General features: G+C 62.3%; 12 protein-coding genes. 4 read left to right on the top strand and 8 right to left on the bottom strand.

Going from position 1 to position 12,747, the window contains the following annotated elements:
• The first annotated feature begins 76 nt into the window (after positions 1-76).
• On the top strand, positions 77-715 hold the full coding sequence (locus tag RKP46_RS17665; RefSeq protein WP_311107843.1) for a histidine phosphatase family protein: 639 nt from the start codon (positions 77-79) through the stop codon (positions 713-715).
• A 4-nt stretch (positions 716-719) separates the two neighbouring features.
• Here the strand turns inward: RKP46_RS17665 and RKP46_RS17660 are convergent, their stop codons facing one another.
• The gene (locus tag RKP46_RS17660) at positions 720-1,148 is read right to left on the bottom strand and encodes a CBS domain-containing protein (protein ID WP_311107842.1); all 429 of its coding nucleotides are present in this window, start codon (positions 1,146-1,148) and stop codon (positions 720-722) included.
• 56 nt (positions 1,149-1,204) lie between these two features.
• On the bottom strand, positions 1,205-1,840 hold the full coding sequence (locus RKP46_RS17655) for a c-type cytochrome (RefSeq protein WP_311107841.1): 636 nt from the start codon (positions 1,838-1,840) through the stop codon (positions 1,205-1,207).
• Positions 1,841-1,981: 141 nt separating this feature from the next.
• Between RKP46_RS17655 and yihA the strand changes: the two genes are divergently transcribed.
• Together yihA and hemB are read left to right on the top strand one after the other, a co-directional pair.
• Positions 1,982-2,692: a ribosome biogenesis GTP-binding protein YihA/YsxC gene (gene yihA / locus RKP46_RS17650; RefSeq protein WP_311107840.1), complete on the top strand. Its 711-nt coding sequence runs from the start codon at positions 1,982-1,984 to the stop codon at positions 2,690-2,692.
• 208 nt (positions 2,693-2,900) lie between these two features.
• On the top strand, positions 2,901-3,917 hold the full coding sequence (gene hemB / locus RKP46_RS17645; RefSeq protein ID WP_311107839.1) for a porphobilinogen synthase: 1,017 nt from the start codon (positions 2,901-2,903) through the stop codon (positions 3,915-3,917).
• A gap of 166 nt (positions 3,918-4,083) precedes the next feature.
• Here the strand turns inward: hemB and RKP46_RS17640 are convergent, their stop codons facing one another.
• From RKP46_RS17640 to argB, 3 genes are all read right to left on the bottom strand, one after another.
• Positions 4,084-7,698: a PAS domain S-box protein gene (locus RKP46_RS17640; RefSeq protein ID WP_311107838.1), complete on the bottom strand. Its 3,615-nt coding sequence runs from the start codon at positions 7,696-7,698 to the stop codon at positions 4,084-4,086.
• Between the two features lie 144 nt (positions 7,699-7,842).
• Complete coding sequence (locus tag RKP46_RS17635; protein ID WP_311107837.1) at positions 7,843-8,493, bottom strand: pyrimidine 5'-nucleotidase; 651 nt, start codon at positions 8,491-8,493, stop codon at positions 7,843-7,845.
• Between the two features lie 9 nt (positions 8,494-8,502).
• Entirely contained in the window at positions 8,503-9,390 is an 888-nt protein-coding gene (gene argB, locus RKP46_RS17630; RefSeq protein ID WP_311107836.1) for an acetylglutamate kinase, read from the bottom strand.
• A gap of 67 nt (positions 9,391-9,457) precedes the next feature.
• On the opposite strand from argB, the gene gluQRS reads away from it, so the two are divergent.
• Positions 9,458-10,459: a tRNA glutamyl-Q(34) synthetase GluQRS gene (gene gluQRS / locus RKP46_RS17625; protein WP_311107835.1), complete on the top strand. Its 1,002-nt coding sequence runs from the start codon at positions 9,458-9,460 to the stop codon at positions 10,457-10,459.
• On the opposite strand, the gene clsB is transcribed toward gluQRS, so the two are convergent.
• From clsB to RKP46_RS17610, 3 genes are all read right to left on the bottom strand, one after another.
• Positions 10,388-11,548: a cardiolipin synthase ClsB gene (gene clsB / locus RKP46_RS17620; protein WP_311107834.1), complete on the bottom strand. Its 1,161-nt coding sequence runs from the start codon at positions 11,546-11,548 to the stop codon at positions 10,388-10,390. The two genes, gluQRS and clsB, sit on opposite strands and share 72 nt — an antisense overlap.
• A gap of 164 nt (positions 11,549-11,712) precedes the next feature.
• Positions 11,713-12,546, bottom strand: coding sequence for a mechanosensitive ion channel family protein (locus RKP46_RS17615; protein ID WP_311107833.1), 834 nt, complete (start codon positions 12,544-12,546; stop codon positions 11,713-11,715).
• A 9-nt stretch (positions 12,547-12,555) separates the two neighbouring features.
• Positions 12,556-12,747: hypothetical protein (locus tag RKP46_RS17610; RefSeq protein ID WP_311107832.1), on the bottom strand; the 192-nt coding region annotated here is incomplete at its 5' end.

The raw sequence follows: 12,747 nt of genomic DNA, 5'->3' as shown, positions 1-12,747 counted from the left end.
TCAGCGAGCGCGGCAACGCCCTTTGCCGAAGCAAGTCCGCGCCAGCCGAACCGGCCAGATCGGTTAAGATCCGGCCATGAAAGCAACCCGCATCTGTCTCGTCCGACACGGCGAAACCACATGGAATGCTGAAAAGCGCATTCAGGGGCAAATCGACATCGGGCTCAACTCGGCTGGCCTGGCGCAAGCCGAGGCGGCGGCCCGCTGGCTCTCCGGGCAGCCGGTGGCGGCACTGTACAGCAGTGATCTGCTGCGCGCACGGCAGACTGCCGAACGTATCGCGATGCAGCTCAGGCTGCAGCCGCACTTTCTTGCCGAATTCCGTGAGCGCCGCTACGGCTTTTTCGAAGGCCTGACCTATGATGAGTCACGCGCCCGCTACCCGGCCGAATACCAGCTGTTCGAGACGCGCGAGCCAGCATTCGTCATCCCGTTCGGCGGTGAAAGCCTGCAGCAGTTGCATGAGCGCGTGGCTACGGCTCTCTCACGCCTCGCGCTACGGCATGGCGGACAGACCATCGTCGTGGTCACTCACGGCGGAGTCCTCGACATCGTCAATCGCCTGGCACGCGGGAACGCGCTCTCGATCCCGCGCGACTTCCTGATTCCCAACGCCGGAATCAACTGGGTGGTCGGCGACGGGCAGGCATGGCGTCTGCAAGCGTGGGGCGAGACCGCACACCTGAACGAGTTCGGGCTTGACGAACTCCCTTAGCCAACTAGCCGGTGATGTACTTCTCCATCTGCTCGATGACAAACTGCTGGTGCGAAATCGTCTCCTTGACCACATCGCCGATCGAGACGATGCCGACCACCTGGTCATCGGCCATGACCGGCAGATGACGAAAGTGCATCTCGGTCATGATCGCCATGCATTCGTCCACGGTCTGTTCGGGCGTCACGTAGAGCACCCGGTCGCTCATGATCTCGCGCACCGGGATATCCTTCGATGCCTTTCCGTGCAGGATCACCTTGCGCGCATAGTCGCGCTCGGTGACGATCCCGACCAGCTTGCCGCTCTCGAGGACGAGGACCGAGCCAACGTTGTGATCAGCCATGACCTGCAGGGCATGAAAAACTGCGTCATCGGGTTTGACGGCTACCAAGAGCCTGCTCTTGCTGGCGAGCAACTGCCTGATTGTCTTCATAACGCATCCATCCTTTCTCGATCTCGCCCGGCTCTGGACGATTCGGTGACGAGCGCTCAGCGCAGCCCGGCGGCGTACTCGGCTACGGCACTGATCTGAGCGTCGGAAAGCTTGCCGGCGATCACGCGCATCATTTTCTCCGGATCGTTGGCGCGCTCGTGCGTCCGGAACGTCTTCAACTGCGCCGCAGTGTATTCGGCATACTGCCCAGCGAGGCGTGGGTACTGCGCAGGCAGACCAGCCCCGGCTGGCCCGTGACAGCCGGCACACGCCGGAATACCTTTCTCAAAATCTCCTTTGCGCCATAGCGACTTACCCTCGGCCAGCAGCTTCTCGTCGCGGGCGACCGAGGGCTTGATCGCTTGCTGCGAGAAATACGCCGCCAGACTGTGCATGTCTTCGTCCGACAGCGCAGCGACCATACCGGCCATGATCGGGTTCGCGCGCAACGCCGGCTTGCCGTCGGCCGCCTTGAAATTGCCGAGCTGCTTATACAGGTACTCCCGCACCTGGCCAGCGATGATCGGGTTGGCAGCGGCCGGGCTGTTACCGTCAGCGCCGTGACAGCCAACGCAGACGGTCTCGGCGATCTCCTTGGCCTTCGCCAAGTCAACCTTTGCTCTAGCCTGTTCTGTTGCGAAGGCTGGGATACTGGCGGCCAGGACAACCGCAAGCGCCGTTGTACGAATCATGTCGAAACTCCCATAGACAACATTGACACAACTTGGACTGATTTGAAGCCGGTGAAGCCGAGCGCCGAAAGCTGATATTCTATCGCAGTTTCGAGCGCTGGCACGCATCCGCCCTTTCACCCACTGCCGCACGCCTGACTTATGCCCCTCTTCCAACACGCGATTTTCCACAAGACGGTGGCCGACCTGCGCGAACTGCCCGCCGACGCGCTCTGCGAAGTCGCTTTCGCCGGCCGCTCGAACGCCGGCAAGTCAACTGCAATCAATGCTCTGGCCAACCACACGCGCCTGGCCTTCGTTTCCAAGACTCCGGGGCGAACACAACATCTGAACTACTTCCGGATCGACGAGGGAAAGTATCTGGTCGACCTGCCGGGTTACGGCTATGCAAAAGCTCCAGTGGACGTCCGTAGTCAATGGGAGGGCCTGCTCGCTCCCTATCTTCAGGAACGACCTGCGCTGCGCGGTCTGCTCCTGATCATGGACAGCCGTCACCCGCTGACTGACCTCGACCAGCAGATGATGCGCTGGTTCTCCGTAACCGGCAAGCCGATCCACGTCCTGCTCTCCAAGGCCGATAAACTCAGCCGTCAGGAACAAGCTGAAACCTGCCGGCAAGTGCGGGCTGCCCTCGCCGAACTCGGCACACAGTGTTCGGCACAAATCTTTTCGGGGCTGAAGAAGTTTGGCGTGCGCGAAGCCGAAGCCGTACTCGCTGGCTGGCTGGATCTGCCCTTCGACGACTCTGCCCCGGCACCGCTGGGCACCGCGGGGGGCCGACGCACCTCGGCAAGACGGCGCGCAGCAGTCGGCTGGACCGCCCGCCAGGCGGTAGCCGTCAACAAGCGTTGAGATGGACAAGGAAACTGACAAGGAAACGCCCCCGGCAAGGGGGGGCCGGGGGCGTCGATGCCTTACAGGGGATAAGGCACCCGCTTAGGGAGGTGAAGCGGGAGATGGCGTGGCCATCTAAGCACTTTGAGCAAGCAGCAGGGCAGCGAGTTCCTGACTGACACCGGGTCAGCCCATTAAAGTTATCTATCTTGAACTGGCGTAGCTTATGGATCACAACACCGCATTTCCGAACACCCGCATGCGCCGCATGCGTCGCGACGATTTTTCCCGCCGTCTGATGCGCGAAACACGACTCTCGACCGACGATCTGATCTATCCGGTTTTCGTTCTTGACGGCAACGATCGGCTGGAACCGATAGCTTCGCTGCCCGGCCTGGCAAGACAAAGTCTGGACCGGCTGCTGAGGACGGCCGAACGCGCGCTCGCGCTGGGCATCCCGGCGCTTGCCCTGTTTCCGGTCATCGACGCCGCCGGCAAGACGCCGGGCGCCGAGGAAGCGTGCAACCCGGACGGCCTGGTGCCGCGCGTGGTCACCGCCTTGAAGCGCGAGTTCCCGGAACTCGGCGTGATCACCGACGTCGCCCTGGACCCCTATACGAGTCATGGACAGGACGGTCTGATCGCCGCCGATGACCCGCGGCAATACGTCCTGAATGACGAGACGCTGGCGGTCCTGGCGCAGCAGGCGCTCATTCAGGCGCAGGCCGGCGCCGACGTCGTCGCCCCGTCGGACATGATGGACGGTCGGGTTGGACGGATTCGGCGTGAACTCGACACTGCCGGGCTGATTCATACGCGCATCCTGGCCTATTCGGCAAAATATGCGTCCAGCTTTTATGGCCCCTTCCGCGACGCCGTCGGCTCGGCGGGAAACCTCGGCAAGGGCAACAAGAGCACCTATCAGATGGACCCGGCCAATAGCGACGAGGCACTACGCGAGGTCGCGCTCGACCTGGCCGAAGGCGCCGACATGGTGATGGTCAAACCGGGGCTGCCTTATCTCGACATTGTTCGCCGCGTCAAGGATGAATTCGGCGCACCGACCTACGTCTACCAGGTCAGCGGCGAGTACGCCATGCTCAAGGCTGCGGCACAGAACGGCTGGCTTGATGAACGCGCTTGCGTCCTGGAAAGCCTGCTGGCCTGCAAGCGAGCCGGCGCGGACGGGATTCTCAGCTACTTCGCGCTGAGCGCCGCAACCTGGCTCAAGACCGACGGCTGATGGCTGGCGAAGAGTTCATCACGCGCCTTCCACACGGGCGCCAGCCAGTAACGAGACACCGACGTGGCGATCGCCGGCGATGGGCGAGCGGGCCCGTCAGCCGAGTCGTCGCGCACCAGGGCCGGGTCGCGCACCAGATTTGTCCAAGCAATCCGAGGCGGACGGATCAGCGCCGAAGCAACGAACGTTCGTAGTCGGCGAAAGGCATCGGCTGACCGGTCAGGTAGCCCTGTATCTCGTCGCAGCCTTCGCGCGCCAGGAAATCGCGTTGCTCGTCGCGCTCGACGCCTTCGGCGATCACGGTCAACTGCAAGCTGTGGGCCAGGCCGATCACTGCACGCGTGATAGCGCAGTCCTCGGCACCGTTGGGCAAGCCGTGCACGAAGCTGCGGTCAACCTTCAGCTTGTCAAGCGGCAGACGCTTCAAGTGTGCCAACGACGAATAGCCGGTACCAAAATCGTCGATCACCACCCGCAAGCCCATTGCACGCAGGTTGCTCAAGACCTGAAGGCTGTTCTCGGCATGACTCATGATCGCGCCTTCGGTGATTTCCAGTTCGAGAAGCTGCGCCGACAGGCCAGAAGCCTCAAGCGCCTTGCGCGCGGTTTCCTGTATGCGACCACGGGCAAACTCAAGGCCCGAGACATTTATCGACAGGACACCCGGGGCCAGCCCGGCGGCGCTCCAGGCTGCCCACTGCGCCATGGCCGACTGCTGCACCCACTCGCCGATCTGGACGATCAACCCGGACTCTTCCGCCAAGCGAATGAAATCGGGCGGCAGGAGCATGCCTTGCGCCGGGTGTAGCCAGCGTACGAGTGCTTCAGCGCCGAGTACCCGACCGGTAGCCAGGGACACCTGCGGTTGCAGGTACACCCGCAACTCATCGCGCTCGAGCGCGCGGCGCAAGTCGGTCTCGAGACGCAGGCGGGCGAGCGAAGACTGGGTAAGGCTTCCGGTAAAGAACTCGTAAGTGTTGCGACCGCGTTCCTTGGCCCGATACATCGCCACATCTGCGTTCTTCATCAGCGTTTCGGCATCGACACCGTCCTGCGGGAAGACGCTGATCCCTATGCTGGCGCCAACGAAGAACTCCTGGTTGACGGTCACCGGGGAATTCTGCAGTACGTCGAGAATGTTTTCAGCGATGTGCGAAGCTGCCGATGGATCGCTTATGTCCTCTATTATGATGAGAAATTCGTCGCCACCCAGGCGTCCGACTGTATCCGATTCGCGCATCAATCGGCTCAGGCGCCAAGCCACTTCGCAGAGAACGCGGTCGCCCACCTGGTGGCCCAGGGTATCGTTGATGTTCTTGAAGCGGTCAAGATCGATGAAGAAGACGGCCAGGCCAGACTCATCCCGATGCGCCCGTTGCAGCGCCTTGTGCAGACGGTCACCGAGCAGCAATCGGTTCGGCAGCCCGGTCAAAGGGTCGTGGTGCGCCTGGTGGTCAAGCCGATCGTGCGCCTTGCGCAGTTCGGTAATGTCGGAAAAGACGCCTACATAGTGTGTCACGACGCCGGCATTATCTTTCACGGCGCTGATCGTCAGAGATTCGAGAAAAGCCTGTCCGTCCTTGCGCCGGTTCCACACCTCACCCTGCCAGCGTCCATGGAGCGCCAGCGTCTCCCACATCTCGCGGTAGAAGTTCTGCCCGTGCAGGCCGGACTGCAGGAAACGCGGATTCCGCCCGATGACCTCATCCTCCCGATAACCGGTGATCTCGGTAAACGCACGGTTGACCGCGATGATCGCGGCATCCGGCGAGGTAATCGTGATTCCCTCTGCGCTGCTGTCGAAGACCGTCGCCGCCTGACGCAGGCGAACCTCCATGCGCTTGCGCTCGGTAATGTCGAGCATCACGCCGACCACCCCGCCACCCGAATCGCCGGGTCCGCCGTAGGTCGCCTTGTGGAAGATGACGTCCCGAAAGTTGCCTTCGGCGTCTACCACGCGCGATTCGTAGACCAGCGAACCAGCCTCCTTTTCAAGCAGTTGTTTGTCAGACAACTGATAGCGCTCAGCCAGCTCACGTGGCGCCAGATCGTAGACGCTGGCACCGATCACCTCCTCGCGTGAACGCCCGATCAACTTGAGGAAAGCCTGATTACAGCCCAGATAGCGGCCCTGCCAGTTCTTGTAGAAGACCGGCCCAGGAATCGCCTCGATCAATTGACGCATGAAGTGCAGTTGCTGCTCGAGCTCGAGCGTACGTTCGGCGACCCGCCGTTCCAGGTCGAGATGGCTGTCGCGCAGTGCCTGCTGAGCCGCCCGATGCGCGGTGACATCCTCGTAGGTCCAGATCCAGACATCACCGTCCTCCTTCTGGCCAATCGCGCGTCCGATCAGATGAACCCAGATCGGCGTGCCATCGTGCCGACAATGCATCAGTTCGCCATCGAAGGTCCCGTGCACTACCGCGCAGCGCTCGACGATCTGGCGGGCGGCATCCTCCCAGGCCTCGTCGCTCGGAAACAGGATGCGCGTCGACCGGCCGCTCAAGCCGCCTGCGGGATATCCGAAAATCTCTTCCAGACGACGATTGCAGCGCAGAATCGTTCGTTCGCGCTGATACGAGATGCCGATCATCGCGTTGTCGAAAATGAGCTGCTGCTCCCACAAACTCTCGACCAACGCCTCCTCGGCGGCACGACGCGCGGTGATGTCCTCAAACAGATAGACGTGTCCTTCCTCGCGCTTGGCGGGATCGAACAGGCTACCCGTGACTTGGCACCAAAGCGGCGTGCCATCGGCCTTGCGGTAGACGATTTCACCAACGAACTTGCCTGTTTCGTCGATCACCCGGTAGGCCGACTCGCCGGCATTCAGCCAGGCCGCCTCGTCCTGAAAGATGACGCGCGTCGAGCAGCCGATCAGTTCCCCTGGCTGATAGCCAAACATGCGCTCAAAGCTCGGGTTGCAGCGCCTGATCACGCGTTCGCGCAGAAAAGCGATGCCGATCGGCGCCCGCTCGAAGATCAGCGTCTGCTCGCGCAACAGCGCGTGCAGCGCGCTGGCGGCGCGCCGTTTTTCGGTCACATCTTCGTAGAGCCAGACATAGCCCTCATCGGGATGGCCGGGTTTGATCATGCTGCCAATGATTTGACAGCAGAAAGGCTCCCCGTCTCGCCGATGGAAGACCACGTCACCCCGGTAGATGCCCGTTTCCGAGATCTCCCGGTAGGCCTTGTCTCCCGTCTCCAGCCAGGCGGTGTCACTTGGGTAGTAAATGCGCGTGGATTGCCCGATCAACTCATCCGGCGCATAGCCCAACAACTCGGCAAAGCGCCGGTTGCAACGCTGGATCACGCGATCACGCAGAACAACGATGCCGGTCTCGGCATTCTGAAAAATGAGTTGCTGCTCGCGCAGCAGGCGGGCGCTGGTTGCCCGCGCCCGTACTTCGTCGGAGATGTCGCGGATGATCCATGTCACACTCGTCCTGGGCTCAAGCGGATCACCCGGCTGCACGATCAGGTGAGCGTCGAGCGTGCTCCGGTCGCGTCGCGCCAGGTGGGTTTCGAGCGCGGCCGTCTGCCCAGCCAGCAAGTGAGAACGCGTCTGTCTGCACAGCGCGCGCCAGAGCGTCAGGCTGGGAAAGAGAGCGAGCTCGGACTGGCCGACCAGCGTTCCCGGCGGCCAGCCGAAAAGCTCCTCGGCGCGAGCGTTGCAATGGTAGATTCGGCGCCGACGGGTGTACACCACCGCAATGCCGGAGCAATCGAGAATTGCCCTGCATGCGGCGAGTTCCTGCTCGAGGATGCCTGAATCCTTCATGGTGCCTGACGAGTGTTCTTTCGCCCGGAGTCTACATGACTACCGGTAATCAGAGTATCGGCCACCCGGACCGCGTGTGGCCTATTTCGCGAACAGACCCCGAAAACTTGTTCCGGCGCGGGACGCGCAATCGGCAATCAACGCCTAGAGCGGTGCCCGATGGCGGCGCAAATCGAGAATCGAAGTCAGTCGCCGATCGACCCACGCCGGCTGCCGGGTATGCGAGCTGACCCAGACTGTCTGCATGCCAAGCCGCTTCGCCACGCGCAGATTCGCCAGCGAGTCCTCGACCATGATGCACTGAGCCGGGCGCAGGCTTTCTGCACGCAAGAGACAACGGAACGCCGCTGGCGCCGGCTTCGGCTGAAAACGAAGTCGTTCGATCGAGTAAACGGCCGCAAAATGGTTTCGTATACCCATTCTATCAAGAATGGCGTAGGTGTAGTCCAGCGGTGCGTTCGAGAAGATCAGTTTGCGCCCGACGAGGCGCCGCAACATGAGCTTCAGCGCGGGTTCAAAAACCAGCATTCGCCCGAGATCGTCAAACCGATGCGTATGCTCCAGAAAATGGTGCGGTTCGGTCCCGTGGTGACGCACCAGGCCAAGCAGGGTCGCACCATAGCGCTGCCAGTAATCCTCGCGAAGGCGTGTGGCGCGGTCTTCATCGAGGCCAAGATGGGCGCGGATATAGGCGACCATCGAACGATTGATGTGCGGAAAAATATTCGGGCGCGCATCGTGCAGCGTGTTGTCCAGATCAAAAAGCCATACGGGAGCAACAGCTTTCGGCGACATCGCCACCCCTCAGTGCGACTTGATCATCGTACCAACGCCATGGTCGGTAAGGATTTCGAGCAACAGGGCGTGTTCGACCCGCCCGTCGATGATGTGCACGCTTCTGACGCCATTACGCGCCGCATCCAGCGCCGAAGCAATCTTCGGCAGCATGCCGCCAGAAAGCGAGCCATCGGCCACCATGTCGACGATCTGCTTCGGCGTCATGCCGGTGATCAAGCGGCCCGTCTGATCGAGCACGCCGGGCGTGTTGGTCAGCAAGACCAGCTTTTCCGCCTTGAGGATCTCGGCGATCTTGCCCGCCACAACGTCGGCATTGATGTTGTAGGTCTCTCCCCCCTTGCCGACGCCAATCGGTGCGACAACCGGAATGAAGCCGCCGGACTCCAGGTGACCGATCAGCGACGGGTCGATCTGCGTGATATCGCCCACCAGGCCGACATCGATCAGATCTTCTCCATTGTCCCGGTCGGCCAGCAGCAGCTTCTTGGCACGAATGAAACTGCCGTCCTTGCCGGTCAGCCCGACCGCCTTGCCACCTGCCTGGTTGATCAGATTGACCACGTCCTTGTTAACCTGACCGCCGAGGACCATTTCGACGATTTCCATCGTTTCGGCGTCGGTGACGCGCATCCCCTGCACGAACTCACCCTTCTTGCCGACCCGGCTGAGCAGACTCTCGATCTGCGGGCCACCGCCATGAACGACCACGACGTTCATCCCGACCAACTTCAGGAGCACGACGTCACGCGCGAAACACTGTTTCAGGTTCTCGTCTATCATTGCGTTGCCGCCGTATTTGACGACGATGGTCTTGCCGTGAAAGCGTTTGATGTAGGGCAGCGCCTCGGCGAGAACTGCGGCCTCGTGATTGGCTGTGAGAGTACGATCAGGCATGGCTGAAATCCGAGTGATTACCGGGTGATTCTACTCGGCAAGAGCGGAAATAGGAAGGCACCAGTCCGTGCACCTCAGCCTGGGCCACGACAGTCGCTGTCGCGGTAACTATAGGGGCCGCTTCGCGCCCTCGCCGACGGGTGCGCTGCATCTTGGCTCGCTGGTTGCGGCCCTCGGCAGCTACCTCGACGCACGCGCCAATCAAGGCGAGTGGTTGCTGCGCATCGAGGATGTCGACCAGGCGCGAACGGTACCGGGCGCCAGCGACGCCATTCTGCACGCACTCGAGCGCCTGGGTTTCGAATGGACAGGAGCGGTCGTCGTACAGAGCCAGCGGCTGGACCTTTATCGCGCAGCGCTCGAGCGCCTGCAACTGGCCGGCGAAGTTTATCCCTGCTCGTGCTCGCGGCGAGAAATTGCTGCCCGTTCGCTTGTGCCCGCGCTCGATGGTGGGCGCATCTATCCGGGCACCTGCCGCGCTGGCGGCGCGCTGCCACAGCGCCCGACGGCCTGGCGCCTGCGTGTCGCCGACTGCGAGATCGCCTTCGACGATCGCGTGCACGGACGTCTCCGGCAGAATCTGGCGCGAGCAGTCGGCGACTTCGTCGTCCTGCGCGCCGACGCACAGTTCGCCTACCAGTTGGCCGTGGTCGTCGACGACGCCGAGCAGGGAGTCACTGCGGTCGTCCGCGGCGCCGATCTGCTTGACTCGACACCCCGGCAGATCTGGCTGCAACGGAAGCTCGCACTGGCCACACCGAGCTACGCCCACCTACCAGTCGTCACCGACATGGCTGGGGAAAAGCTGTCCAAACAGACACGCGCCGCAGCCATCGACCCGACGCAAGGCAGCACGCTGCTGGCTGCCGCCTTGCGTTATCTCGGGTACAGTGTGCCCGAAGAAATCCGCCATGGGCCAACACGCGACTTCTGGCACTGGGCGACGGCCGCCTGGTCGATCGCGCACGTGCCGGCGGCGCGCTGCCTTCCTGTCGGCCTATCGCTTGCCCCCGTAACCGGCAATACCGACCAGGATGCGAACCAGATTATAGCTCGCCCAGCGCAGTAACCTGGAATGCCAGGGCAGGCGCTTCCAGCTATCAAAGGGCAGCTCGCGCGCGCCGTTCTGCATCGCCTGGCGCAGGCTGCGTCGCAGTTCATCGGCGAACTTCCGGTCCTTGACGACCACATTCGCTTCGCGCGCCAGGAGCAGACTGAAAGGATCGATATTCGACGAGCCGACGGTTGCCCAGTGGTGGTCGATCACCGCCACCTTGGCGTGCAGGAAACTGCGCCGATACTCGAAAATGCGGATCCCGGCACCGAGCAGCTTGCCGTAAAGCGCTTGTGTTGCGTAGTGCAGCAGCCGGTACTCGATGCGGCCCTGGAGCAGGATGACCACCTGCACGCCACGCTTGACGGCATCCTGCAGAGCCCGGCGAAAACGCCGCCCAGGAAGAAAATACGCGTTGGCCAGAATGATGTCTTCGCTGGCCGCAGCGATGGCCGCGAGATACGCCTCCTCGATGTCTCGTCGATGGCGTATGTTATCGCGCACGAGGAAGGCCGCCGTCTGCTCGCCGCGCGCCTCAGGCTCCTTCTGGGCCGTCGGCAGCAGACGATAGCGGCGGTTCAGCTTGGCCCACAGGACGATCTCCCACAAGCGGTGCAGCGCCTGCTGAATCGGCGTCAGCAAGGGCCCTTCGATGCGCACCGCATAATCGTAGCGTGGCGGAACCTGATGTGGTGTATTCAGATCGTCGATGACATTGATGCCACCGACGAAAGCGATATCGCCGTCCACCGCAACCAGCTTGCGATGCAGGCGACGCAGGCGATGGCGACGCAACTGGAAGCGTGCGATATCGGGCCGATAGACCAGCGCCTGAACACCAGCGGCAAGCAGTTCAGGCAGCAGTCGGTCGGCGAAATCGCGCGCGCCGAAACCGTCGACCAGCACGCGCACGGTGACGCCGCGCTGCGCAGCCCTGGACAAGGCGTCGGCGACCGCACGGCCGGTCGCATCGTCTTCGAAGATGTAGCTTTCCAGATGCACTTCATGCCGAGCTTCGTCGATCGCCTTGATCAGCGCCGGAAAGTATTCGGTACCACTATTCAGCAGCGTGAGCAGATTCCCGCTCAGAAACCTGGCAGCCATGGCGCGTCACGACCCGGGCCGAAGCGAGGATGGCAGCACTCTCTGGCCGACGAACGGCACGCCCGACAGCCGCTGGCGCGCACGCCAGCGACCCGCGGCAAGCCGCCCCGGGTCGCCCGACGTGCCGAACCGCGCGGCCGACCGTGGCGGCGCGTCACACCGTGTCAAGCGCCGCTTGCTGGCTGGTTGACAAAGACCACCTGGGCCGGCATTGGCGCGGGAAAGTCCGCGCCAGTCAGCGACTCGCGTATCGTCCGATTGGTATCGAAGTAAACCTGCCAATAGTGATCGTTATGGCAGTAAGGCCGCACGGCGAGAACCGGACCAACGAGGTTGAACTCGAGAATCTCGACATCTACCGGTGGACTGGCCAACACGTTCGGAATCGCGCCGATCTTTTCCCTGAGCAGCGCCATGGCAGCTGCATGGTCGGCCGCGCCCGACAACTGTGCCTTGAGCTCGACACGCCGATAAGGATTGAGCGAGAAGTTCTGGATCGTGTCGGAAAATATCTTGTTGTTGCCGACCAGTGTCAGGACGTTGTCCGGCGTGTTGATCGCCGAGGCGAAGAGCCCGACTTCCTTGACCGTACCCGTGATGCCGGCGACCGTGACGAAATCGCCCACTTTGATCGGACGCAGGATGATCAGGAAGACGCCCGCCGCAAAGTTGGCCAGCAGCCCTGACCAGGCGAGTCCGATGGCGACGCCGGCGGCGGCGAACAGCGCAGCGAAGGTCGTCGTCTGGATCCCGAAATAGCCGAGGATGCCGACCACCAGCAGGATGTTCAACGTCACGTTGATGACGGTACCGAGGTAACGCATGACCGTCGCGTCGACCTTCTGGCGCTCGAGTGCGCTCTGCACCAGCGTTCCCACCTGGCCGATCAACCAGCGGCCAATGACCCAGAAGGCGATCGCGGCGAGGACTTTTATCCCCAGTTCCGAGCCGTACTGCAGCGCCATTTCCTGCCAACGCGTAATGTCCTGAGCGTTCATGGATTTCTCCTAGCGGTTAGTGGTGAGTTCAGTTTCCCATGTGGCGAGCTCGAGGGCAAGTACGCGGCGGCTGGCCCGCCCGGCGCCAGCCGCCGCTGCCCGCGCAACAGACCAACCCGCAACCGAAGCCTGGCCGGCCTCAGAAGGGTTGTGTGGAACAAAAACCGTAAACAAGGCAACAAACACTTGTATTAAAACCAG

Source organism: Accumulibacter sp. (assembly GCF_031732815.1).
Taxonomy (GTDB): domain Bacteria; phylum Pseudomonadota; class Gammaproteobacteria; order Burkholderiales; family Rhodocyclaceae; genus Accumulibacter.
The sequence above is the reverse complement of the archived record's forward strand: the minus strand, read 5'-3'. Positions and strand labels throughout refer to the sequence as shown.